The organism is Pseudomonas sp. (assembly GCF_048265905.1).
In the GTDB taxonomy this organism is placed as follows: Bacteria; Pseudomonadota; Gammaproteobacteria; order Pseudomonadales; family Pseudomonadaceae; genus Aquipseudomonas.
In genome coordinates this window covers 361,009-385,146 of record NZ_JBLXAP010000001.1, presented here as the reverse complement: position 1 = coordinate 385,146, position 24,138 = coordinate 361,009, and the positions used below count along the sequence as shown (strand labels likewise).

Sequence of the window (24,138 nt, the reverse complement as noted above, 5' to 3'; positions counted from 1 at the left end):
CCTGTTGATTGGATGTAGCCAGTTTGAGTGTTTCGGCTGTATAAGGAAAAGCAATCTTGCTCATGTGTCATTAGGAAAAATGATTTGTTTGATTACAAGTTACTTGCCGCTTTAGCTGCTGTTGTTGAACAGGCAGGGTTTGAGCGCGCGGCTCAGGTGCTGGGCTTGTCACAGTCGGCGGTATCGCAGCGGGTCAAGTTGCTGGAGGCGCGTGTCGGCCAGCCGGTGCTGGTGCGCGCCACACCGCCAACGCCAACGGATGTTGGTCGGCGTTTGCTCAATCATGTGCAGCAAGTTCGTTTGCTTGAACGAGACTTGCAGGGGCAGGTGCCGGGCTTAAATGAAAACGGCACACCGGAGCGTTTACGGGTTGCATTGAATGCAGACAGTTTGGCGACGTGGTGGGCGGGTGCGGTTGGGCAGTTCTGTGCTGATAAGCAGTTGCTACTGGAGTTGGTGGTTGAGGACCAAGACGTAGGTTTAAAGCGTATGCGCGCAGGTGACGTTGCCGCCTGTGTATGTGCCACGGACCGGCCTGTGGCAGGCGCGCGCAGCGTATCGTTGGGTTCGATGCGGTATCGGGCGTTGGCCAGCCCAGCGTTTATCCATCGCCATTTCAGCCGCGGCTTTAGTGCTCAGGCACTGGCTGAGGCGCCAGCAATCGTATTCGGGCCTGATGATTTTCTGCAGCATCGCTATTTGGCAACGCAGGGTGTCGAAGGAGGTTTTGTGCATCACCTTTGCCCATCATCCGAAGGCTTCTTGCGCTTGGCTCAGGCCGGTTTAGGTTGGGGCTTGGTGCCTGAGCAGCAAGTCGCCAATGAGTTGGCCAGCGGTGGGTTGGTAGAGCTACAGCCGCAGCAGCCAATTGATGTGCCGCTGTATTGGCACCATTGGCGTAATGGTGGCGAGCTGCTCAATCAGCTCACTGATCACCTGCTCTGTACAGCGCGTGCGAGCCTGATTGCTGCAAAAAGTTCTGACAGCAACTAGTTGGCAGCAACTAACTGATAGTAATTTTTCCTGAGCCAGGCAACTGCTCAATAACGCGCTCACCGAGCAGTCTTGATGGGGTGAAGTAGCCGCCATCGCCCTGATAATCAAGCAGGTACTGCACCGCATGCAGCACGCCGTGTACTGTCACATCGTAGCCATTGGCGGTTTGCAAATAGGCAGTTTTGACCTCGCCCGCACCATTGCGGACTTCACCCCAGAGCCATGTGTGCAGCTGTTTGCGTTGCGCTTCGCTTGGGCCTTTGATGAATTTGTCGACCAAGCCCTTCAAGCCGTTCTGGATCACGTTCAGGCCAAACAGTTTACGTATCGGGCTGAGCAACGCCATGCTGATAGCTACAGCTGAAGGGGCGGGTAAATAGACCTCAATATTGTCGATACCAGTCGAGTGGTAGGCAGTTGAAACATCGCCCCATGGAATAGTCACCGCGGCTTTGGTGCCTCGTCCAAAATTGATCTGGCGGCGCTTATAGCCTAACGGTACGTCGGTAACTACACCGGCGCGGCGGATTTTGCCACCCAGACTCAAGCCTTCAATAGTGGTTTTCGCGGTACCCGGTGACAGCCCGCTGGCGGTTTCAAAACCCAAGGCTAAGTGCGTCGCGTCAGGCATGGTTTGATGCAAGCAGGCCGCAATGCAGTCAGTCGGTATGACATCAAATCCAACGCCGGGGCAGAGCACTATGCCAGCTTCACGTGCTTGCCGGTCGCGGGCAAATGCACCTTCAAATACGCTGATTTCACCGGTGATATCAACATAATGGGTTTTGCTGGTCAGGCAGGCTGAAATAATCGCTGCACCGGTTGCCGAGAATGGACCCGCGCAGTTAGCAATTACGGCAACATCATGTAAGGCGTCAGCCGCTTGGTCCTGTTGTTGTGGGTCGAAAATCCGGCACTCAAGGCCGAGCAGCGTGCCAAGCGCATGAATGGCCCCGGGATTGCGCCCAGCCAATATTGGCGTCATTCCTTGGGCGGCGGCCTGGGAAGCAATCAGGTGACCGGTATAGCCGTTGGCCCCATAAATCATCCATTTGCTTTTAGTCATGCGCTAGTTCCTTTAATCCAGTCGGCTGACCTGTAGCTTAGCAGATTGCAAAAAGCCGGATTTTAAACCGGCTTTTGCTGAACTTAGCCTGCATTTTCCTGAGGTTTACAACAAGTTCTTTATATCCGAGCTAAAGGTCGGATAGGCGTAAAACTGATCTTTGAGCTGAGCTCGGGTGATGTTGAAGCGCATCGCCAGAGCAATCAGGTTGATCAGTTCTTCACCTTGATGGCCGAGCATATGTGCGCCAAGAATCAGGTCGGTATCCTTATCAATGATGATTTTCGCCCACGCATGTTTGGCCAGCACATTCTGACTGGAAAACCAGTCGACCATGTCATTGGTGACAACTTCGATTGAGGCATTTGAGTCACGCGCTTCTTTTTCGGTCAGGCCGACACTGCTCAATGCCGGAATGGTATACACCGCCGTGGGCAATACCCGGTAATCACTGGTTTGCTTATTGTTGAGAATATTGTTGCCGACAATTTGCCCCTCATAGGTAGCAACGGGGGACAACTGTGGCGTGGTGGCTAGGGCATCGCCAGCCACCCAGATATGCGGGTTGGAGGTCGACTGGAAATTTGCATTGACCTCGATGCGGGCGCCGTCATGGCGGATGCCGGCGGCTTCGAGATTGAGGCCCTCAGTATTGGCGACACGGCCTGCGCCGTTGACCACGGTGTCAGCCTTGAGTACCAAGGGTTTGCCCTGATGCTGGATGTGTACGGCCAAACCCGTTGCATCTTTGCTGATTTTCTCAACCGTGACGCTGGTTTTAACCTTGATGCCAAGTGCTTCTGTGGCGGCTTGCAGTGCGGCTACGGCGTCAGCATCAAGACGCGGCAACAGTTGCGGCATTGCTTCAACAATGGTCACGTTAATCCCAGCTCGGGCATACACGTGGCTGAATTCCAGCGCGATCACGCCACCGCCGATAAAGACCACGTTCTTGGGCGGCTGCTTGTTGGAAAGCACGTCGTTAGAGGTAATCATCAGCTCGGCGCCAGGAATTGGCAGCGGACGCGTTTTCGAGCCTGTTGCAATGATGATGTGCTCGGCTTCAAGGATTTGGCCGTTCACTTCAACCTGATTTTTGCCGACAAACTTGCCTTGGCCGGTAAATACCTTTCCACGCTTCTCGGCCACAGCTTTCATGGCGCCTGGAATAAAGTCGATCATCTGGTCTTTACGTGCGATCAACGCGCCCCAGTCAATGCTCGGTTTGCCAACGTTGATGCCGTGGCCTGCTGCTTTGCCAATTTCGTCGAGTGATTTGGCTGCAGCAACCAGCACTTTTTTCGGGGTGCAGCCACGGTTTGGGCAGGTTCCGCCAAACTCGGCCTGTTCAATGAAGGCAACGGTTTTGTTGGCTTTGCCCAAGATCGACGAAACGCCAAGCCCGGCGTTCCCTCCACCAATAATGATTGCGTCAAATTTCTCTGACATTCGTGCGTCCTTTCAGTCGATTATTGAATGGGAGCGCCGGCTGGTTTGCCGACGCGCGCTATCTCATGCAAAGGATAGTAAGGGCTGAAAGGCATATCGTCACGTCGTTGCCTGCCAGAGGGATGTTGAGGCCTGACGCTGCATGATGTGCACTGGCGGCTACAATAAGTGCTTGCGCTGTGGTTTTTAAGATATTTCCTATGCGCGGTGCTTGTGTATTAGTTTAGGGTGCAGCGCGGCGATTACTGATGTGAGCGCCTGTGTTTGAAGCGAGCGTCTAGTCTTGCAGCAATTAAGCCGTGCTTGACGTTGCCGGACGGCAACACAACGTTATCTGAGGCCTCAGCTAACGATTAATACCTGAAGAGAAAGTAGAGGGATCTATGGCTAATCAAGGCAATGAAATTAAGTTTGGCGATGTAACCATCAAAATCTTGAGCAACAGTGATGATCTGACTGTATCCGAGCTTGAGATTCCGGCTGGCGCAATCGCGACGCCACACCATCACCCCCATGAAGAGGTGAATTATGTGGTCAGTGGTACGCTGGATTTTATGTCGGATGGTGAAACTGTCACCTTGGGTGCTGGGGAATCAATCACCATTGATCCAAACCAACTGCATAACATTACCAATAACTCGAATACTCCCGGTGTTGTCCTGAGCATCTGGACGCCTTCTCGCAAGGACCTGATTGCCAAATTGGCATAAGCTCAATTGAGCGACAGGAGCGCTGACACTGCAGCGCTCCTATTCAAGCTGTCGACTAAAATAATTTCCGCGTTATTGCTCAACCCTTCTTGTTTCGCAAAGAAACCGCGCCTCAGTCGCAGTCTAACGCTGGCAGCTTCAACCATTGTGAGTAAGCTTGTGTTCAACCATGCCTGAACGGCTTGGACGGCCTTGGATCTGGCGTGTTAAGACAGGGTATCCGGCAGTACACGCTGCTACAGTAGCGCATCAGTCGATAACAACAATTGAGGGTGCTCAATGAAAATTCTCGTCACCGGCGCAAGCGGTTTTATTGGCGGGCGCTTTGCTCGCTTCGCCCTCGAGCAAGGTTTGCAGGTGAGAGTTAACGGGCGCAGGCCCGAAGGTGTTGAGCATCTGATCAAGCGTGGTGCTGAATTTATTCAGGGTGATCTGAACGATCCTCAGTTAGCGCTGGCGCTGTGTGATGACGTTGAAGCCGTGGTGCATTGTGCCGGCGCGGTGGGCGTGTGGGGCACGTATGAGCACTTCCACCAAGCCAATGTCGTAGTCACCGAGAACATTATCGAAGCCTGCTTGAAAAAACATGTGCGTCGGTTGGTGCATTTATCTTCACCGTCGATTTATTTCGATGGCCAGTCACATATCAATATCAACGAAGAACAGGTGCCCAAACGGTTTTCCGATCATTACGGCAAGACCAAGTATCTGGCTGAGCAGCAGGTATTTGGCGCGCAGGAGTTTGGCCTTGAAGTGCTGGCGGTACGTCCGCGTTTTGTTACGGGGGCTGGGGATACCAGCATTTTTCCGCGCTTGATCAACATGCACCGCAAAGGTCGCTTGTCGATTATCGGTAATGGCCTGAACAAGGTTGATTTCACCAGCGTGCACAATCTAAATGACGCCTTGTTTAGCTGCCTGCTGGCTGCCGGCCCTGCTTTGGGCAAGGTCTACAACATCAGTAACGGTGCGCCCGTGCCGCTGTGGGATGCGGTCAACTATGTGCTGCGCCAGATGGGCCAGCCACAGGTTACTCGGCACTTGCCGTACTGGCTTGCGTACAGCGCTGCGACCCTGAATGAAGGTGTCTGCAAATTAATTCCGGGGCGACCTGAACCTACTCTGTTTCGCTTGGGCGTTGCGGTGATGGCCAAGGACTTCTCGCTGGATATCAGCCGAGCGCGTGAGCTACTCGATTACGACCCGCAAGTTAGCGTATGGACAGCGCTGGATGAGTTTTGCCAATGGTGGCAAGCCCATCAGCAGGGGTGACCAACCAAGCACTTAAGGCTTTTAAGCGTAAACGCGTTGGCCTCGGTACATGCGCAACGAACCTGTAGGCGCTTTAGGCTGAATCGGCGCGATATCGGTTTGCAAAGGCTTACTTGGCGGTGCAAATGCGTTGGGATTATCACTGAATTGCGCCAGCTTTTGACCCAGTTGGCGGGTGTCTTCGTTGCTGGAGCTGAGACAAGCACTGAGCATCGCGGTAATCGCGTCCGGTTGGCTGAGTCGAATATCAATCGACATTTCCTCACGCAAGCGTCGACGTAAACTTTGCATGCAATCGAGTACAGCTTTATTCAACTCCATTGTTCATCCTCGTAACTATCAGGTTCTTTTTATGTCAGGAACTAGGTACGGGCAGACACCGCTTTCATTGCGTCTTGGCTGTGTTCAGGGCGATGCAAGGTGCATACCAGATCACATAATGAGGAACTGTGTGGCTTCTGGCAGGTCGATCTGCTGAAGATTTGAACGGCTTCGGTGCGGCTTGCACTGGCTTGGCGCAAAACTGCTTACAACTCTGCGAGTCGTTATACTAACCGTCGTCTGCTCTCGGTACTTGAACCAGTGCCCGGCAGTTGTTTGCTCAGTCTGCTTTGCAATGCATCAGGCGGGCGCTGCGATCCAAAGGCTTTGCAGCCCTTTCCGTGTTTTTTGTTTGAAGGTTTAACCATGCGTAACGATGCAAATGATGAACTTGATGATGTGCCGAGCTTGTCTGCCGGTACGCGTGAGGAAGAGGAATATGTGGCACCGCGTCGCGAACCCGCGCCTGAGGTGATCCGTTCGACACAGCATGCTCCCGCTGTGCAGGTTAAGGCTGCGAGCACTGGCCCATTGTGGGCATTGGTGGGCGCATTGATGATCGCTTTCGCTGGCTTGGGCTGGTGGAGCTTCCAGCAGATCAACCTGATGGAGCAGCAGCTGGTTGCCACTCAGGAGAGCTTTGCGCGAATCAGTGAAGAGGCTGCGGGGCGAATCAAGGACATCTCCGGCAAAGTGGTTGCCACCGAGTCCTCCGTTACCAGCGGCAGTGAAGCGCTAAAACTGCAAGTCAGACAGCTGGAAAGCAAGCTGGCCGAGTTGAGCAAGCAACAGCAAGGCAGCAGCGGGCAGCAGGGCGACCTGAGCAAGCGTCTGGAACAAATCGGCAGTGACCTGAAGGCACAGCAAGATGCTAACGCTGAGTTGAATAAAGCCTTGAAGGCTCTGACTGCTGAGCAGGCCACATTGACCGATGCTCAGACTGAATTGAAAAGCGTGTTGACCGATCAAGGCAAGCTATCGACTCAGATCAAAGCGCTTAACACTGACGTGCAGGCCCTGAAAAAGGTGGAGAATCCAACTCAAGCGATTAATGATTTGCAGGACGAGTTGCTGGTGTTGAAGAGCACCTTGGATAACCGTCCGGCGCCAAAGAACAACACCGCCGAGTTCGATGCCTTCCGCGCTCAGGTAACTCGTACCACCAGCACCTTGCAGGCGCAGATCCGTAATCTGCAGGATCAAATCGACGCTAAATAGTCGATAGCTGTATACCTAAAAAACCCGCGTTAGCGGGTTTTTTAGTACTTAACGCACCAGATTACAGGCGCGGATAGTCGATGTAGCCAACGGGGCCCGAACCGTAGAACGTCTCTGGTTGCGGCTCATTGAGCGGTGCATCGGCTTGCAGGCGCGCAGGCAAGTCCGGGTTGGCAATAAAAGGCACACCGAAGGCAATAGCATCGGCTTTGCCGCTGGCCAGCCACTCGTTGGACTGCTCTTTGGTAAAGCGCTCATTGGCGATGAATACGCCGCCGAAAGCTTGCTTGAGGCTTGGCGCCAGGCTATCGTCCGCGGCTTTTTCACGGGCGCAGATAAAGGCGATACCACGCTTGCCCAACTCGCTGGCAACGTAGGTAAAGGTTTCGCTGCGTTGTGAGTCGCCCATGTCGTGGGAGTCAGCACGGGGAGCCAAGTGAACCCCGACACGGCCAGCGCCCCATACCGAGATGACAGCGTCAGTCACTTCGAGCAGCAAGCGGGCACGGTTTTCAATCGAGCCGCCGTAACGGTCAGTACGCTTGTTGGTGCTGTCCTGCAGGAATTGGTCGAGCAGATAACCGTTGGCGCCGTGAATTTCAACGCCATCAAAGCCAGCCGCTTTGGCGTTTTCTGCACCTTGGCGGTAGGCCTCGACAATGTCATCAAGCTCTTCGGTTTCCAGGGCGCGCGGCACAGGGTAGTCACGCAGCGGGCGAAGCAGGCTGACATGGCCGTTGGCTGCGATTGCACTGGGAGCAACCGGCGCTTCGCCATTGAGGAAGCTTGGGTCAGAGATGCGGCCTACGTGCCACAGTTGCAGAACAATCTTGCCGCCGTTGGCGTGAACCGCGTGGGTGATGTTGCTCCAACCGCGTATTTGCTCGTCAGACCAGATGCCCGGAGTGTTGGCATAACCGACGCCCATTGGCGTGACGGCAGTGGCTTCCGAGATGATCAGGCCAGCGCTGGCACGTTGCACGTAATACTCAGCCATCAGAGCATTTGGCACACGGCGTTCATCTGCACGGGCGCGGGTGAGTGGCGCCATGATGATGCGGTTGTTCAGTTCAAGATCGCCGATTTTGATTGGATCAAACAGAGTTGTCATTGCTTGGTTCTCCATCAGGTTTATTCGTTGAGTGCAAAAGCTGCAGTCGGTTCAGTGGCAGGTACTGCGTCAGGACGACGCGAGTTGTAAGTCAGTAACAGGGCAAGCAAGGCAAGAACAGCTAGGCCAGCAGCGGCAAAGGGCACACTTGAGAGGCCGAAACCCTGAGCGATAACCACGCCGCCGAGCCAGGCGCCAAGCGCGTTGCCGACGTTAAATGCGCCGATATTCAGGGTGGAGACCAGGTTTGGCGCACCGCTGCCAAAGGTCACTACATTGACTTGCAATGCAGGCACGGCGGCAAAGGCAGCCACGGCCCAGAAGAACAGAGTGATCTCTGCGGGGACCACGGCTTGGCTGGTCCAGCTAAACAGCGTTGAAATAATCGCCATGGAGGCGAAGACAGTAATCAGGGTGTATTTCAGGTGGCGATCAGCGAACCGCCCGCCGAGCACATTGCCGAGGGTCAAGCCAAGGCCGATCAGCAAAAGCGTCAAGGTGATGCCTTTGGGGGATACGCCGGTGACTTCGCCAAGCAGCGGGGCGATATAGGTGAACAGGGCGAACATTGAGGCCGAGAACAATACGGTGGTGCTCAGCGCCAACCACAAACCACTGTTCTTGAGCGCGCGAATCTCACCGCGCAGATCAGTTTTTTCGGCGTCATGCTGGTTAGGTAGGTAACGCCACAAACCAATCAGGGCGACTACACCAATCAGGGTGACGGCCCAGAATGTCGAGCGCCAGCCGGCCATTTGGCCAAGGGCCGTGCCCAGCGGTACGCCAAGTACGTTGGCCAAGGTCAAACCGGTGAACATCAAGGCAACTGCTGAAGCGCGGCGGTTAGCTGGCACCAAGCTGGCTGCGACAACCGAGCCAATGCCGAAGAAGGCACCGTGGCACAGTGCTGTGACGATGCGAGCTGCCATCAGCATTTGATAATCAGGGGCCAGCGCGCAGAACAGGTTGCCGGCGATAAATATGCTCATCAAACTCATCAGCGCGGCTTTGCGCGGCCAACTTGAGGTCGCCAGCGCCATGATCGGGGCGCCAATTGCCACGCCGAGGGCGTAGCCTGTCACCAACCAGCCCGCACCGGGAATCGAAACAGACAGGTCTGTAGCAACCTCGGGCAACAGGCCCATGATCACAAATTCTGTGGTGCCAATGGCAAACGCAGATAAAGCAAGAACGATTAGCGCAATGGGCATGCCCGCGACTCCGCAATAAATAAAACTCTGGTTGAACGATCAGGCAGTCAAAGCTGTTGGCTGAGTTGCGTCAGGAATGCTTGGATGGTGTCTTCATCGCGTTTGAAAAAATGCCACTGGCCAATCTTCTTGCTGGTGACAAGACCCGCTTGTTGCAAGGTGCGCAGATGCGCTGACACGCTCGACTGTGAAAGCCCGGTGCGCTGGTCAATCTTGCCGGCACAGACACCAATTTCCAGTGGATGATCCTGGTCAGCAAAATACGCTTCAGGGATTTTCAGCCAGGTCAGAATGTCGCGGCGAACTGGATGGGCCAGTGCTTTGACGATTTCATCGATGTCGAGTTGTTGGGTGGCGCTCATGTAACTGACTCCGTGACCAGCAACTGGCTGATCGGGGTTATATCGGCTTGAAACGAACTGTATATCGTGTTTGGACGATATACAGATCGTTTGTAGCGATACTCTTCATCGACAGCACTGATAAACAGCTCGAATCGCCCACCATGTAGTTTGCAGTTTTACTGGCATGCCAATATTGCAGAACGTCAAGAACAGGTAAGCTGTCGGCATGAACTACCTTGCCCATCTCCACCTCGGTGGTAACGCACCGGCACAATTGCTTGGCAGTCTTTATGGCGACTTTGTCAAAGGTCCGCTTGCCGGTCAGTGGCCAGCCGATATCGAAGCGGCGATCCGCCTGCATCGACGTATTGACGTGTTTACCGACAGCCATCCGCTGCAGTTACAGGCTCGCGCACGTTTTCCTGAGGCGCGCAGGCGTTATTCCGGTATCTTGCTGGATGTGTTCTTTGACCATTGTCTGGCCTTGAATTGGAGGCAATTCAGCGATGAGCCTTTGGCGCAGTTCACCGGGCGGGTTTATCAGGTCTTGACCGATGAGCCCGAGCTACCAGAGCGCTTGGCGTACATTGCACCGCGGATGGCGGCGCAGGATTGGCTCGGTAGTTACACTGATTTTAGCGTGCTGGAGCAGGTGATTTACGGCATACAGCGGCGTTTATCACGGCCGGAGGGCATGCATGGCTCGATGCATGAGCTAGAGCGGTTGTACGAGCCGTTGATGGATGATTTCCAGCAGTTCTACCCGCAGTTGCAAGCATACGTTGACCAGCAACTTGCAGGTGCGGATAAGCCTTAAGCGGCTTCGAGTTCGCCGTCGTCAGTCACCGGTTCTACGCTTGCGCCAAACAGCGCTGCCGATATTGCTGCTTGAGCCTGACGCGCCAAGGCGTTGCGGTTCAGGTTGCTGCTTTCGATAGGCTTTAGCAGTTGGATTTCGACCTGTGAGACGTCGCTGCGAAACAGTCGAAGCAGGTGCGAAAGCATATCGTCATCACCAATAAACGGGGCGATCTCGTCGCGTTCGCCGTTGCGCAGATAACGAATCGCTACCGGTTGCAGCGCTACCGATGTATCAATCGCACTGCTCAGTAAGCGGCCGTGGAAAGTGCGTACCGCCTGACCGTCGGTGGTGGTGCCTTCCGGGAACATCAACAGGTTGCGCGATTGCTGCAAGTGACGACTGAGTTGTTGGTTAAGCACCGTGCTATCACCCGCGCCACGGCGAATAAACAAAGTGCCGGCTTTTTGCGCCAACCAGCCAGCTATCGGCCAACTGCGCACTTCAGCTTTGGATAAGAATGAAAGCGGCGCGAGCATGCCGAGCAGTGGAATATCGGTCCAGGAAATGTGATTGCTGACCCACATCATTGGCGTTTCTGGCCGCTCCCCGCTGACCTTAATGCTAAAGGGCAGGGCGGCGCTAAGGCGTGCCATAAACCAGCGGGTCAGGCGTTGCCGGGTACTCATCAAATCATGTTTAACCATGCGTTCGATCAAGCTGATCATCCCTGCCATCAAGGTGCCAAGGGCAATGACTGCAAGTAAGCGTAGCAGGCGAAGATAAAGGCGCAGTTTAATCATGTGAGTTCCAGAGCTGGCGGGTGACGACGCGCCTGAGTGTACAAGGCGCGGGGGGTTATGTGCAGTCACCGATTAGCAGAGTTAGCGCCCCGCACGCGCAATACCGCGCCGCGAGGCGCTAGCCGTTTATAGTCAACCAACAGCTTTGAAGTGGCGGGCGTAACGTGGGCACAGTTCGTCACGCTTTAGCAGAATGAACACGTCGGCCACTTGAAAGTCTGGGTCCCAGCACGGCTCGCCACAAATCTTCGCCCCCAAGCGCATATAAGCTTTGAGCAGAGGTGGCATCTCGGCAATGATATTGCTGGGTAGATCAAGGCCCGGCAGCGGTGTTTTCGGCTCGGCGCGCAGGTGTTCGGTGCACAGATAGCGCTCGCGCAACCGCTGCATGATGGCTTGGGCTTGAATACCGCCGTCCTGCATCGGAATGCTCGCACACCCCATCAAGTAGCTGTAGCCGCCTTCATTGAGCACCTCAGCCAACTCGCTCCAGAGCACCGCGATAGTGCCGCCATTGCGGTACGCCAAGTCAACGCAGGTACGACCAATTTCCAGCACCGGACCTTGTAGGTGAGCCAAGCCATGCAGGCTGAATTCTTCTTCGCTGTAGAAGCGGCCTAAGCTGGCAGCTGCGTGATGATCGAGCAGACGAGTGGTGGCAACCAGTTCACCGCTATTGAGGTCCCTCACACCAATGTGGCTGCAGTGAACGTCGTAATCATCCATGTCCAGACCGAGCTCTGCGCCCTTGAGCTTTGCATCAAACTCACTGCTGAATACGCGATAGCGCAGTGCCTGGGCCTCTTTAAGCGCGGCACTGCCAATCAATCGTTCAGCTCGCAAGCGGCGAGTTGCAGTGCTTTTGTCATGCGCTACCTGAGTCATAACGTTCCCTCCGTTAGCCGACTGTTGTCTGTGCTGTTGTCAAACCTTGTGGTTCGAAAACTGGCGCGGTGCCTTTCAGTCGATCAGTCTTGTTAGGCAAACTCAGGCTAAGTAGGCTGGGTGTCACCACTGTGAAGTTTTAGTGATGCTTGTGTGACAGCGGCCGCTTGCTCAACTCATAACTGAAAAGGATTCGCCAATGCTCTGGGATAAATTGTTGCAACCGCACCAACACATGCCTGCCGGGCTTGCGCTTGAAGAATGGTATTCGACGCTGCTTGAGCGCTTGGCCAGTCCGTCAGCATTTGAGTTAGCCGTGCTCGGCGCAAGCCTGGCGCCCACCCCGGGCATGGCATTTCTGGCTGGTTATCAAGGTGCTTTGCGTGCCCTCTGGCCATCCGCTCCGTGGACGTTGGGCGCGCTCTGCGTGACCGAGCGTAAAAGTGTTCGCCCAGCGGATATGCAGACGCGCCTGAGTCAGTTGCGACTCAGCGGCACTAAAGACTTTGTCACCGCCGGGGATGCGGCGCAGTGGCTGTTAGTTGCTGCGCGAGAGGAGGCGGAGGGTGAACCGCCGCAAGTGGCTGTTACGGTGGTGGAGAGCGGTGGCGCAGGAGTGTTGGTTGAGCAATTGCCTGCGCTGAAGTTTATCCCCGATGTCAGTCATGCACGGTTGACGCTTGAGGATGCCATGTGTGAGCGACTGCCGGGTGATGGCTGGGCAGACTATGTAAAACCTTTTCGCAGCATCGAAGACCTGCATGTGCTGGCAGCGATGAGTGCGTGGCTGTATGGGGTTGGTCAAAATTCAGCTTGGCCGAATGCTCTGCAATTGCGTTTGCTTGGACTTTTGAGTGGCTGTGCTGAGGTCAGCAAAATGAGCGCCAATGCCTCAACTACGCATGTATTCCTCGGCGGCCTGTTTGCCCAATTCGCGGCGCTTGGTCCTGAGTTGGACAGTGCTTTCGCGTCCGGTGAACCGCACTGGAAGGCTCTGTGGCAGCGCGATAAAGCGCTAATGTCGATTGCCAATAGCGCCCGCACGACGCGCCTGCAAAGAGCCCAGGCGCAATTTGTCATGCCGGTTGAGTAATTCGGTCGAAGCTGTTTTTTGCATCGCTTTGTGGGGCGGCAGAATTTGCTGCGTTGAATTGATCCAGATCAGTAACAGACAGGCACAAGCTGGCTAATGTCGCGTCGTTTGGGGGGGAGGTAAATCCATGCGCCGCGAGCCAATTGTGTTGTTTGAGAAAGACGGTCATCAGTGCCTGATGTTTGATGATCTGGTCAGTGGCGAAGGCGTGCAGTCCAATCAGTTTCTGATCATCGATGATGATAAATACCTACTGCTTGATCCCGGTGGTGATCTGACTTACACACCGCTTTCGTTGGGTTTATCCAAGTACATCCCGGTACAGGATCTAACCTATATCTTCGCCTCTCACCAAGACCCTGACATTATTTCCTCGCTGGACAAGTGGCTGCTGCATACCCGAGCCAAAGTGATTTGCTCGAAGTTGTGGGCGCGATTTTTACCGCATTTAACCGCTAACTACCTGGCCATAAATCACGGTATTTCGACTTACGACCGGATTATTGCCTTGCCTGATCGCGGTGAATCATTCGCCTTGGGGCGCAGTAAACTTAAAGCGATTCCCGCGCATTTTCTGCACTCTGTGGGTAACTTCCAACTTTACGACCCGTTAAGCAAAATTCTGTTTAGTGGCGACATGGGCGCCTCGTTGGTCGATGACGCCAACCCGGTCACTGACTTCATGAACCATGTGCCAAACATGCTGGGGTTTCACCGGCGATACATGGCGAGCAACAAAGTCTGCCGGTTGTGGGTAGCGATGGTTCGGCAGATGGATATCGACATGATTGTGCCGCAACATGGCCGGCCCTTTGTGGGTAAAGAGATGATCAATGCGTTTTTGTTGTGGGTCGAAAACCTCGACTGCGGTTTGGATCTACTCAGCCAGGAAGACTTTCGCGAGCCGCGTTGATTGAGCGCGATGATAATGTGCCGAATTGCCACTTAAACAGGCGCGTTCGGTGCTACTTCGGTCATATTTGCCGTGCTAGTGTGCTGCCTCGAACCCAACAAGAGGCGCATCAATGCCCGCTTCAATTTTACCCAAGCTGAGCTTCGCGCTGCTGCTCGCCACCGCCAGCATGACTGCGCACGCAGAGAATTGGCCGATACCTGATTGGTCGACGCAAGCGGTCAGCCAAAGCGCTGCACAGAAGTCGGCACTCGCCGCACTCGAAGACTATGCCTTTCCTCAACGTGACGACCAGACGCGCAAGGGTGTGCGTACCGACGCGTTACTAGTTGTGCGTGATGGTCAGATTATTTATGAGCGCTATGCTGGACCAACCAAGGCCCGTACGCCGCATCTGACCTGGTCAGTGAGCAAAAGTATATTTGCTGCAGTACTGGGCGTTGCTTACGGACAGGGGCGTTTTAAGCTTGATGCGCCGGTGGCTGACTATTATCCCGCCATGGCTGCGCATCCCGATATCAAAATGGGCCACCTGCTTAACTGGGCCTCGGGGCTCGACTGGCAAGAAGACTACGAATATGCGCCGCTAAAATCATCAGTAGTCGCCATGCTCTATACCCGTGGTCGCAGTGATATGGCGGCGTTTATCGCCGAGCATCCGGCTGATGCCGAGCCGGGTCAGCGCTTTCGGTATTCAAGTGGTGACAGCACCGTGCTCGCCGCTGCGCTGCAAGGCATGCTCAGTCCTGATGAATACAAGAACTACCCTTGGACGGCGCTGTTCGAGCCGTTGGGTATTAACTCTGCGGTGTGGGAAACCGATCCGAAGGGCACTTTTGTCGCGTCATCCTATGCCTACATGAGCGCGCGCGATCTGGCTCGGGTTGGCTTGTTAATGCAGCGTGGCGGACGTTGGGGCGAGCGGCAGTTATTGCCCAAAGCCTGGGTCGATTTCAATCTCACGCCATTTGCCAACTATCAGGTTAATGCTGAGCAACCGAATGATTCGATTCCGGGCGGTCAGTGGTGGCTCAATCTGGCACTGAACGGCGCCGCTAAACCTTGGCCGGATGCGCCGCAAGACACCTTTGCGGCGCTCGGTCACTGGGGGCAAAGCTTATATGTGATCCCCAGCGAAGACCTGATTATCGTGCGTTACGCGGACGACCGTGACGGCAGCTACAGGCATAATCAGCTACTCAAACTTGCGCAGGCAGCGTTTGTCGAGGTGCAGCCATGATCCGTCGTTTGCTGACCCGGCTGTTAATCATCTTACTGGTTCTGCTGGCTGTCTGGGCATGGTTGAATCGTGACCATCTGCAAGCTTTTCCAGGCATCCTCGGGGCGTACACGGCTAAAGAATATTGCTCCTGTCGCTACGTGATGGACAATCCCGCCGATTACTGTGCTGGCTACAGCAAACAGTATTTGCCGCTCAGTGGCTTTGTTGATGATGAGGCCAATGAGCGAGTGACTGCGCGTGCCCTGGGCCGTAGCCAGTCAGCGCAGTGGTTGGGGCAACGTCAAGGTTGTCAGTTATTGCCACAAGCCGTTGAGTTACCCGAGTAACCCGGACAAATTGAAGGATCAGCCTCGAGAGGGTTTGCAAGGCGCGCTCATGCGGCTATCGTTGCGCATGTGCCGCGTTGCACCCCTTCAGCAACTGTTGATCTGGAGACTTATGCGCCTGCTGTTTGCCGTACTTCTGAGTTTGAGCATTGTGCTGCCTGCTCAGGCTGCGTGGTACCTGGATAATGAGTCTTCGCGGCTGTCGTTTATCTCAACCAAAAATCTTGATAGTTCCGAAGTCCATCGCTTTCTGACCTTACACGGAATGGTCAGCGACAGCGGTAAAGCCAGTTTGCGGGTTGAGTTGGAGTCAGTCAGTACCGGCGTGTCACTGCGTGATGAACGCATGCGCACATTGTTGTTTGATATCGATAAGTTTCCTCAGGCCACGGTATCTGCACAACTGGATGTCCGGCCTATCGATACGTTAGCTGCAGGAGCGCAACTCGAATTGAGCTTGCCGCTAACCCTGACGCTGCACGGTAAAAGCCAAACCTATACCGCTGAGTTATTGGCTACGCGCCTTGATGATCATCGTTTTCAGGTGGTTACGCTTGCGCCTTTGGTGCTCAATGCCGGGAACTTCGATTTGGTCAAAGGGTTGGATGCGTTGCGTAAAATCGCCGGGTTATCCGCTATCAGTCGCTCAGTGCCGGTTGGCGCTGTACTCATCTTTACGCGTCGCTGATGCCGGGCCTGGTTTTTGATTGGCGCCCAGGTAATCAATTTACTTTGCTCAATGACGGGCCAGAATTCTTTCCTCGAATGCTCGAAGCAATAGACAGTGCGCGGCGGCAAGTTGAGTTCGAGCTTTACCTGATTGAAAGCGGCAGCTGTGCTGATCAGGTTGTGCGTGCGTTATGTGCAGCTGCCCAGCGTGGCGTTGCTGTGCGTTGCCTGTTTGATGGTTATGGGGCTCAGGCACTGGTTAAGGCGGATCGTGCTTTACTCAGCAATGCGGGTGTTGATGTGCGTTGGTACAACCCTATACGTTGGCGTCACGGCCTGCATAATTTTTACCGTGACCATCGAAAACTGCTTTTGGTCGACGGACACACCGCATTTGTCGGTGGCACCGGTGTGACTGACGATTTCTGGTGCATCGGCAACCCCGACAGTATCTGGCATGAGTTGATGGTCGAAATCGACGGGCCGCTGGTTGAGGATTGGCAGCAACTGTTTGAGCGCCAATGGCAGGCCTGCAATGCCCGCCTTTCATGGATACCCAAGGCGACTGCTGGGCTTAAACGGTTACCGGCGTCACCACCTGTTGGTGTCGGTCTTGGCCGAGTCGCCTATGCCGATGCCAAGCAGCATCGGGATATTTTGCAGTCTTTGGTACGTGCGCTGCAGTCAGCCGAAAGCCGCATCTGGTTTGCAACGCCTTACTTCTTGCCAACATGGAAAGTGCGAAGGGCTTTGCGCAAGGCGGCCGCACGGGGTGTTGACGTGCGTTTGTTGCTCAGCGGAAGCCGCACTGATCACCAACCTGTACGGTTGGCTGGGCATCGCTATTACCCGCGACTGTTGCGTGCAGGTGTACAGATTTTTGAATATCAACCGCGCTTTTCACACCAGAAAATCGTGCTGGTTGATGACTGGGTGAGCATTGGCTCATGCAATTTCGATCATTGGAACCTGCGCTTTAATCTGGATGCCAATCTCGAAGCGCTGGATACAGCATTTACCCAGGCGATTGTTAGTTGCTTCGAAACTGACTTTGCCGACAGTCGCCAAGTCGATTTGGACCTGTGGTTGGCGCGCCCTTGGTGGAAACGCGTGCAACAACGGCTTTGGGGGTGGCTCGACCGAGTGGCGGTCAATCTTTTGGATCGGCGCCGCTAAGGCATGACTGGCGCCTATTATGGTGCCGCACTTTTGCTGGGGTTTAGTAGTTGTTCAGCAGGATTATGCTCGGCGCATAACGACAAGGGAATTGTTATGCGCACAGCTCACCGCTTACTCATATTGCTTAGCCTAATGCCCCTTGGACTTACCGCATGCTCAACTCTGGGCGGTTTTTTTGGGGAGACTCAAGGGCCAGTGTTCACGGCCCAGCAACCTGTAGGCACATCGCGAGTGATCGCCTATATATACCGCCCGAAAAGTGATTGGGCTGACCAGGAGCTTGAAGCGCCGGGGCTATTTCTGAACAACCAATTCAAGGGCAGCCTGCCAAGCAATGGTTATCTGGTATTCGAGTTTGATCCCGCGCGCTACAAGATTGAACTGCGTCGACCCCTCTTCGGCGGTTACTGGACATGGTTCGCCGACGGTCCATTAGACTTTGTCCGGATCGCCAGTTTTAGTTTGGATACCGAAGTCGGGCGCAGCTACTTTTTTCGCTATGACGAGCTTAATCCTCCGCCGGGTGTGAGTGCGTCGCCAATGATTGGTGATGGTCCACTGCAACTGGTGTCCGCATCGGTTGCTCAGCCGGAGATCGCTTATGCGCGCAAGATTCAGCCGCTGCTCAAGATAGATGCAGAGGTTCCCGAGGAGCGTCCTCAGCGCAGTTTTTGGCGCAGCGTAGGCGAGTCTTTGCAGCACATTGGTATCTAACGCACAGCATTGTGCTGCGGCGCTTGTAGGTATTTTTCACTATTGCTTGAAGTAGTCATCGGCTATTACCTGTCTACCCTGCATGGGGCAGATACTGATTGCCGAGATTAACAATCTAGCGAGGAATGCAAACATGGCTGCGAAGAAGATTCTGATGTTGGTGGGTGACTACGTCGAAGATTACGAAGTGATGGTGCCGTTTCAGGCATTGCAGATGGTGGGTTACACCGTTCACGCTGTTTGCCCTGATAAAACCGCTGGGCAGTCTGTGCGCACGGCGATTCACGACTTTGAAGGCGACCAGACCTACAGCGAAAAGCCGGGACATAACTTTGTTCTGAACTTTGATTTTGCCGATGCCAAAGCCAAGGATTATCACGGGCTGGTTGTACCTGGCGGTCGTTCCCCCGAGTATTTGCGTCTCAACGCCGATGTGTTGAAGCTGGTGCAAGCCTTCGCCAAAGCCGATAAGCCGATCGCGGCCGTCTGCCACGGTGCCCAGTTGCTTGCGGCTGCTGGCGTGCTCAAGGGCCGTGAGTGCAGCGCTTACCCGGCCTGCGCGCCTGAGGTGACTTTGGCCGGTGGCACTTTTGTCGATATCGCCGCTGACCATGCTCACGTTGAAGGTAATCTGGTGACCGCTCCTGCGTGGCCAGCACATCCGACCTGGCTGGCAGGTTTTTTGATGCTGCTGGGCGCTAAAATTTCCCTGTAGGTTATCCGTATGCACTGAGTAACCGACGGTATGCCTCGATTACTCTGGCTGCAGTAGTTGAGATTCGCTGAAGGAGAGCAGGCTTATGTGTGAGCTATATGTCAAAGCGGACCCGATTCTGTACGAGTCGCGTTCGCGCTCACTGCGCATTCGCGGCGTGGTCACGACTTTGCGCCTGGAGAATCAGTTTTGGGATATCCTCCACGAAATCGCCGAGGTTGACGGTATGACCACCAATCAACTGATCAGCAAGCTTTATGACGAGGTCATGGATTATCGCGGCGAGGTGGTGAATTTCGCCTCCTTTTTGCGGGTGAGTTGCAGTCGTTACCTGGTTCAGCGGCAGAGCCGCGTTACCGAGTTGACTGTGGTTGGACGCACAGGCTGAGCGGCGGTGTAACGTAACTTGCTACAGGCCCATAACAAAACGCCCCGAGCAAGTCGGGGCGTTTTGTTTAAGGCAGTAATCGCGGGGTAAGACCGATTAAAAAGCGTGCGCTTACTTAACCTCAACCGCCAGGCTGTCAGTGATCTTTTTATTCCAGATCGCCGGGCCAGTGATGTGCACAGACTCGCCCTTGGTGTCGACTGCCACAGTGACCGGCATGTCTTTGACCTCAAACTCGTAGATCGCTTCCATGCCCAGCTCGGCAAATGCCAGAACCTTGGATTTTTTGATCGCCTGCGACACCAAATAAGCGGCGCCGCCAACAGCCATCAGGTACACCGCTTTGTTGTCCTTGATTGCTTCAATGGCGATAGGGCCGCGTTCGGATTTACCGATCATGCCCAGCAAGCCAGTGCTTTCGAGGATTTGACGGGTGAACTTGTCCATCCGCGTAGCAGTAGTCGGGCCTGCCGGTCCAACGACTTCGTCACCTACTGGGTCAACCGGGCCCACGTAGTAGATGAAACGACCTTTGAGGTCGACTGGCAGTTCTTCGCCACGGTTGAGCATTTCAACCATGCGTTTGTGCGCCGCATCACGGCCGGTGAGCATCTTGCCGTTGAGCAAGACTGTTTCACCTGGCTTCCAGCTTTGTACGTCTTCTGGAGTCAGGGTGTCGAGATTAACCCGGCGCGCCGAAGGACCTGCTTCCCAGACGATTTCCGGGTAGGCGTCCAGCGATGGTGCTTCAAGTTCGGCCGGGCCAGAGCCATCCAGTACGAAGTGAGCGTGACGTGTGGCCGCGCAGTTAGGAATCATGCATACCGGCAGCGAAGCTGCGTGGGTCGGGTAGTCCATGATCTTAACGTCAAGCACGGTGGTCAAACCGCCAAGGCCTTGAGCGCCAATGCCAAGTTGATTGACCTTTTCGAACAGCTCAAGACGCAGTTCTTCAATACGGTTCTGAGGGCCGCGGGCCTTCAATTCGTGAATGTCGATGGATTCCATCAGCACTTCTTTGGCCATGACCGCAGCTTTCTCAGCCGTGCCGCCAATACCGATGCCGAGCATACCCGGCGGACACCAGCCTGCGCCCATGGTCGGAACGGTTTTCAGTACCCAGTCAACGATCGAGTCGGATGGGTTGAGCATGGCCATTTTCGACTTGTTCTCGGAGCCGCCGCCTTTGGCCGCAACGTCTACTTCAACCTTATCGCCAGGGACGATAGAGAAGTGGATAACCGCTGGCGTGTTGTCCTTGGTGTTCTTGCGTGCGCCAGCTGGGTCAGCCAGGATCGATGCGCGCAGCACGTTTTCAGGCAAGTTATAGGCGCGGCGCACACCTTCGTTGATCATGTCGTCAACGCCCATGGTCGCGCCATCCCAGCGCACATCCATACCGACGCGGATGAAGACGGTGACAATACCGGTGTCTTGGCAAATTGGGCGATGCCCGGTAGCGCACATGCGCGAATTGATCAGGATTTGCGCCATTGAGTCGCGTGCAGCTGGCGACTCTTCTCGCAAATAGGCCTCGTGCATCGCCTGAATGAAATCAACGGGATGGTAGTAGGAGATAAACTGCAGGGCGTCTGCAACGCTCTGGATCAGATCGTCTTGCTTGATCACGGTCATGCTTGGCGCTCCTTTATTTGGGCAGGAACTTGATGGGTGCACCGATAGAGCTATCCGGCGTGCGTACGATAAAAAAGGGCGCGTAGTATAGCGCGCACACGGGTTGGCGGGCACCTGCCTATTGAGGGGCGTATTCTGCTAAACCGCGCTAGTTAGTTTATAGAGTTAAAGGTACAGTAGTGGCGATATGCCTTTATGGGATGGAATCCATGAGCAAAAGCGCTCAAGTCCTTGCTAGCCGCTCCCTGCAAAGCCTTATGCTGAAACGCTTTGGCATGGCTGTCTTCACCTATTTTTTGGCGCTAGCCCTAGGCACTCTTGCCTTCATCTATAACCATTTAGAAATACCGCTCGGCAATTTTTTATTGCTTATCGGCGGCGTCATATCCAGTCAGTTGATGTTTCTTGGATTGTTTCTTTCAGGCAAGAACCTGCTGTTTCAGGATCCTAGCTTGACCGAGCCGCAGGTGCTGGTGGCGTTGCTCTGGCAAACCCTGACCCTTGCCATGCTGGACGATGCGCGTGGACCCATGCTGGTCATGTATGTGCTGATTTTGTTGTTCGGGGTTTTCCAACTGCGGCCGAAAGTGTTTGTGCGCTGCGCAATCGCGGCTTTTATCGGTTTTGCAGGCTTGAACATCGTTGATGCCTACAACCTCAAGTTAGACAGGCCGGGGATCGCTGTACTGGAGGTTTGTGTGCTCAGCGTGGCACTGGCGTGGCTGAGTTTGTTCGCCAGCTATGTGCATAGCATGCGCCAACGTATGCGCCAGCGCCGCTTCGCCTTGCAGGCGCACCAAGACACCTTGCGTGGGATGATGCGTCAACTTGAGGACCTTGCCTCGACAGACGAACTCACCGGCTTATTCAACCGCCGGCATTTCCTCAATCTTGCCACGCGAGAGCTGTCCGGCTTGCGTCGGGGCCACCAGCACGGGCTGGCGTTGATCGATCTGGATCATTTCAAACGGATTAATGATGTCCATGGGCACGCATCGGGTGACAGGGTGCTACAAACTTTCGCCAGCGTGGCGCAAGCCTGTCTACGTGACGGTGATGTGGTTGCGCGTTATGGCGGCGAAGAGTTTGTGTTGTTATTGCCCGATACCGAGCCTGACCACTTTGTTGCCTGTTGCGAGCGTTTGCGGGTGGCCTTTAGCCGAGCTGAACCTTTAGGTATAAAGGTGGATAATCTCAGCTTATCGATTGGAATGACCCTGCTTAAAATGGATGATGATCTAGACGAAGCGCTACACCGCGCCGACCAAGCGTTGTACCAGGCGAAACGCAGCGGCCGCAACCGTTGTGCTGCTTCATGGGCAGGCGCGGATGCCTGAGCTGCGCGCAGCGGGCCAAGTAGTCACGGTCGCAGCGGCTGCAAACCTGCTTGATAGCTTGCTCGATAGCGGCATCAAAGTGCCTTACAGCTGTCGGGCGGGCAGTTGCCATGCCTGTCTCGTGCGTTGTGTAGCTGGTGAGCTGCAGGACAACCAACCACTGGCGCTGGATACTCAAAGTCGGGCACAAGGCTGGCGGCTGGCCTGTCAGTGCCAAGTCATGGGTGATCTGAGTATTGAACTCTATGACCCAAGCAAGCAGGCAACCCGCGCCGCTATAAGTGCATGTGACTGGCTCAGTGCTGAGGTGTTAAGACTGCGCCTGACTCCCGATAAACCAGTGATTTACCGTGCAGGTCAGCATGCATTGTTGTGGTCGGAACAGGGCGTCGCTCGGCCATATTCGTTCGCCAGTGTGCCTGATGTTGATCCTTGGCTGGAGTTTCATATCGATTGCCGACACAGCGGAGCGTTTACCGATGCTGCGCGTTTGTTCAGTGTCGGTGGGGCTGTGCATATCGGCGTCGTTAGCGGCGGAGAGTTGCGTTACGAGCCGGATTGGCAAGAACGCCCACTGATTCTACTGGCTGCTGGCACCGGCTTGGCACCGTTGTATGCAGTACTGCGTGACGCCTTGCAGCACAATCATCAAGCTAAGATACGGCTTATTCACAGCGCCCATGATGCTCAGGCGCTGTACCTGCGTGAACCCTTGCAAGCACTGGCAGCAAACACTCCACAGCTGGAGGTGCAGCACGTGAGCACGGCTGAGTTGCCCGCGGCTTTGGCGCAACTGCGGCTTGTCCCCCGGCAAACACTCGCCTTAATCTGCGGGAAACCCGACAATGTTGAGTTGTTTGCACGCAGCTTGTACATGGCAGGCGTGCCGCGCAATCAGACATTTTCTGACCTTTTCTTACCGCACGCTCAGTAGCTACAGGCGTTTGCGGACTGTTTCTAGGAGTTCGCATGAGTGAGCACGTACTGACTGAGCGCGAAGGTGGGGTGTTGATTCTGCGTATGGATCGACCCGAGAAAAAGAACGCGCTGACCCGAGCGATGTATAAAACCATGGCGCAGGTGCTGACTCAAGCCGATCAGGATGCAAGCGTTCGCAGTGTACTGATAACCGGCGGGCATGATTGTTTCACCAGTGGCAATGATGTCGCCGACTTTTTACAAGCACCGCCTGACGGGCTGAACAGTGAAGTGTTCATGTTTATGCAGGCCTTGTTCGACTTCAGCAAGCCGGTGGTGGCCGCTGTCTGTGGTTCAGCCGTGGGGATTGGCACCACCTTGTTACTGCATTGCGATTTGGTTTATGTCAGCCGTGATGCGACCTTGAAGATGCCATTCGTTAATCTAGGACTTTGCCCTGAATATGGCTCGAGCATGATTCTGCCGCGCTTGCTGGGTCAGGCAAAAGCCGCGGAGCTGTTGCTTTTGGGCAGTGCCTTCAATGGTGAGCAAGCTGCTGCCTGGGGCATTGCCAATCAGGCGCTACATGACAGTGCTGCAACCATCGCCAAAGCCTTCGACATGGCTCAGCGATTTAGCCTGCTGCCACCCTCGGCGGTGGCGGACAGCAAACGTTTGATGCGTGCCCCCGATCGCGAGCAGTTGCGCCAAGTCATCGCAGAGGAAGGCGAGTTGTTCAGCCAGCGCCTGCATTCGCCGGAAGCACGCGAAGCGATGACTGCGTTTATGCAGCGGCGTAAGCCTGATTTTTCTAATCTGTAGT

Annotated in this window: 26 protein-coding genes; 17 read left to right on the top strand and 9 right to left on the bottom strand. The window is 54.9% G+C overall.

Going from position 1 to position 24,138, the window contains the following annotated elements; genetic code table 11:
- The first annotated feature begins 84 nt into the window (after positions 1-84).
- Complete coding sequence (locus ACN0UH_RS01820; RefSeq protein WP_417660450.1) at positions 85-993, top strand: LysR family transcriptional regulator ArgP; 909 nt, start codon at positions 85-87, stop codon at positions 991-993.
- A gap of 10 nt (positions 994-1,003) precedes the next feature.
- Here ACN0UH_RS01820 and ACN0UH_RS01815 read toward each other — a convergent pair whose 3' ends face one another.
- Positions 1,004-2,062, bottom strand: coding sequence for a saccharopine dehydrogenase family protein (locus ACN0UH_RS01815; RefSeq protein ID WP_417660449.1), 1,059 nt, complete (start codon positions 2,060-2,062; stop codon positions 1,004-1,006).
- Between the two features lie 105 nt (positions 2,063-2,167).
- Positions 2,168-3,511 carry a dihydrolipoyl dehydrogenase family protein gene (locus tag ACN0UH_RS01810; protein WP_417660448.1) on the bottom strand — a complete coding sequence of 448 codons (1,344 nt, stop codon included), beginning with the start codon at positions 3,509-3,511 and terminating at the stop codon, positions 2,168-2,170.
- Positions 3,512-3,894: 383 nt separating this feature from the next.
- On the opposite strand from ACN0UH_RS01810, the gene ACN0UH_RS01805 reads away from it, so the two are divergent.
- A complete protein-coding gene (locus tag ACN0UH_RS01805) occupies positions 3,895-4,221 on the top strand; it encodes a cupin domain-containing protein (RefSeq protein WP_417660447.1) in 327 nt (108 codons plus the stop codon).
- 279 nt (positions 4,222-4,500) lie between these two features.
- Complete coding sequence (locus ACN0UH_RS01800; RefSeq protein ID WP_417660446.1) at positions 4,501-5,493, top strand: NAD-dependent epimerase/dehydratase family protein; 993 nt, start codon at positions 4,501-4,503, stop codon at positions 5,491-5,493.
- Between the two features lie 21 nt (positions 5,494-5,514).
- On the opposite strand, the gene ACN0UH_RS01795 is transcribed toward ACN0UH_RS01800, so the two are convergent.
- Entirely contained in the window at positions 5,515-5,814 is a 300-nt protein-coding gene (locus ACN0UH_RS01795) for a hypothetical protein (protein ID WP_417660445.1), read from the bottom strand.
- Between the two features lie 366 nt (positions 5,815-6,180).
- On the opposite strand from ACN0UH_RS01795, the gene ACN0UH_RS01790 reads away from it, so the two are divergent.
- A complete protein-coding gene (locus ACN0UH_RS01790; RefSeq protein WP_417660444.1) occupies positions 6,181-7,032 on the top strand; it encodes an ATPase in 852 nt (283 codons plus the stop codon).
- 61 nt (positions 7,033-7,093) lie between these two features.
- Here ACN0UH_RS01790 and ACN0UH_RS01785 read toward each other — a convergent pair whose 3' ends face one another.
- From ACN0UH_RS01785 to ACN0UH_RS01775, 3 genes are read right to left on the bottom strand one after another with little or no spacing between them, the layout of a single operon-like run.
- Positions 7,094-8,143 (bottom strand): alkene reductase, encoded by a 1,050-nt coding sequence (locus tag ACN0UH_RS01785; protein ID WP_417660443.1) that lies wholly within the window; start codon positions 8,141-8,143, stop codon positions 7,094-7,096.
- A gap of 20 nt (positions 8,144-8,163) precedes the next feature.
- Positions 8,164-9,354: an MFS transporter gene (locus ACN0UH_RS01780; protein WP_417660442.1), complete on the bottom strand. Its 1,191-nt coding sequence runs from the start codon at positions 9,352-9,354 to the stop codon at positions 8,164-8,166.
- A gap of 47 nt (positions 9,355-9,401) precedes the next feature.
- The gene (locus tag ACN0UH_RS01775) at positions 9,402-9,716 is read right to left on the bottom strand and encodes an ArsR/SmtB family transcription factor (protein WP_417660441.1); all 315 of its coding nucleotides are present in this window, start codon (positions 9,714-9,716) and stop codon (positions 9,402-9,404) included.
- Positions 9,717-9,924: 208 nt separating this feature from the next.
- On the opposite strand from ACN0UH_RS01775, the gene ACN0UH_RS01770 reads away from it, so the two are divergent.
- Complete coding sequence (locus tag ACN0UH_RS01770) at positions 9,925-10,515, top strand: ACP phosphodiesterase (RefSeq protein ID WP_417660440.1); 591 nt, start codon at positions 9,925-9,927, stop codon at positions 10,513-10,515.
- Here the strand turns inward: ACN0UH_RS01770 and ACN0UH_RS01765 are convergent.
- A complete protein-coding gene (locus tag ACN0UH_RS01765; RefSeq protein WP_417660439.1) occupies positions 10,512-11,300 on the bottom strand; it encodes a lysophospholipid acyltransferase family protein in 789 nt (262 codons plus the stop codon). The two genes, ACN0UH_RS01770 and ACN0UH_RS01765, sit on opposite strands and share 4 nt — an antisense overlap.
- Positions 11,301-11,432: 132 nt before the next feature.
- Complete coding sequence (gene olsB / locus ACN0UH_RS01760) at positions 11,433-12,185, bottom strand: L-ornithine N(alpha)-acyltransferase (RefSeq protein ID WP_417660438.1); 753 nt, start codon at positions 12,183-12,185, stop codon at positions 11,433-11,435.
- 199 nt (positions 12,186-12,384) lie between these two features.
- Here olsB and ACN0UH_RS01755 point away from each other — a divergent pair, with 199 nt between their 5' ends.
- From ACN0UH_RS01755 to ACN0UH_RS01715, 9 genes are all read left to right on the top strand, one after another.
- Positions 12,385-13,278 carry an acyl-CoA dehydrogenase gene (locus ACN0UH_RS01755; RefSeq protein ID WP_417660437.1) on the top strand — a complete coding sequence of 298 codons (894 nt, stop codon included), beginning with the start codon at positions 12,385-12,387 and terminating at the stop codon, positions 13,276-13,278.
- A gap of 127 nt (positions 13,279-13,405) precedes the next feature.
- Positions 13,406-14,191, top strand: a complete 786-nt coding sequence (locus ACN0UH_RS01750) for an MBL fold metallo-hydrolase (protein ID WP_417660436.1) — start codon at positions 13,406-13,408, stop codon at positions 14,189-14,191.
- Positions 14,192-14,303: 112 nt separating this feature from the next.
- Positions 14,304-15,431: a serine hydrolase domain-containing protein gene (locus ACN0UH_RS01745; protein WP_417660435.1), complete on the top strand. Its 1,128-nt coding sequence runs from the start codon at positions 14,304-14,306 to the stop codon at positions 15,429-15,431.
- Positions 15,428-15,760, top strand: coding sequence for an amidase (locus tag ACN0UH_RS01740; RefSeq protein ID WP_417660434.1), 333 nt, complete (start codon positions 15,428-15,430; stop codon positions 15,758-15,760). Before ACN0UH_RS01745 ends, ACN0UH_RS01740 begins: the two co-directional genes overlap by 4 nt.
- 100 nt (positions 15,761-15,860) lie before the next feature.
- The gene (locus ACN0UH_RS01735) at positions 15,861-16,448 is read left to right on the top strand and encodes a YceI family protein (protein WP_417660699.1); all 588 of its coding nucleotides are present in this window, start codon (positions 15,861-15,863) and stop codon (positions 16,446-16,448) included.
- A complete protein-coding gene (locus ACN0UH_RS01730; RefSeq protein WP_417660433.1) occupies positions 16,448-17,605 on the top strand; it encodes a phospholipase D-like domain-containing protein in 1,158 nt (385 codons plus the stop codon). Before ACN0UH_RS01735 ends, ACN0UH_RS01730 begins: the two co-directional genes overlap by 1 nt.
- 96 nt (positions 17,606-17,701) lie before the next feature.
- Entirely contained in the window at positions 17,702-18,322 is a 621-nt protein-coding gene (locus ACN0UH_RS01725) for a DUF2846 domain-containing protein (RefSeq protein WP_417660432.1), read from the top strand.
- Between the two features lie 133 nt (positions 18,323-18,455).
- Entirely contained in the window at positions 18,456-19,037 is a 582-nt protein-coding gene (locus ACN0UH_RS01720) for a DJ-1/PfpI family protein (protein ID WP_417660431.1), read from the top strand.
- A gap of 85 nt (positions 19,038-19,122) precedes the next feature.
- Positions 19,123-19,425: a ribbon-helix-helix domain-containing protein gene (locus ACN0UH_RS01715; protein ID WP_417660430.1), complete on the top strand. Its 303-nt coding sequence runs from the start codon at positions 19,123-19,125 to the stop codon at positions 19,423-19,425.
- A 111-nt stretch (positions 19,426-19,536) separates the two neighbouring features.
- On the opposite strand, the gene ACN0UH_RS01710 is transcribed toward ACN0UH_RS01715, so the two are convergent.
- Positions 19,537-21,060, bottom strand: a complete 1,524-nt coding sequence (locus ACN0UH_RS01710) for a fumarate hydratase (protein WP_417660429.1) — start codon at positions 21,058-21,060, stop codon at positions 19,537-19,539.
- Between the two features lie 209 nt (positions 21,061-21,269).
- Between ACN0UH_RS01710 and ACN0UH_RS01705 the strand changes: the two genes are divergently transcribed.
- From ACN0UH_RS01705 to ACN0UH_RS01695, 3 genes are read left to right on the top strand one after another with little or no spacing between them, the layout of a single operon-like run.
- Positions 21,270-22,397: a GGDEF domain-containing protein gene (locus tag ACN0UH_RS01705; protein WP_417660428.1), complete on the top strand. Its 1,128-nt coding sequence runs from the start codon at positions 21,270-21,272 to the stop codon at positions 22,395-22,397.
- Positions 22,390-23,331, top strand: a complete 942-nt coding sequence (locus ACN0UH_RS01700) for an iron-sulfur-binding ferredoxin reductase (protein ID WP_417660427.1) — start codon at positions 22,390-22,392, stop codon at positions 23,329-23,331. Before ACN0UH_RS01705 ends, ACN0UH_RS01700 begins: the two co-directional genes overlap by 8 nt.
- A 35-nt stretch (positions 23,332-23,366) precedes the next feature.
- Positions 23,367-24,137: an enoyl-CoA hydratase gene (locus ACN0UH_RS01695; protein WP_417660426.1), complete on the top strand. Its 771-nt coding sequence runs from the start codon at positions 23,367-23,369 to the stop codon at positions 24,135-24,137.
- The last annotated feature ends 1 nt before the right edge of the window (position 24,138 follow it).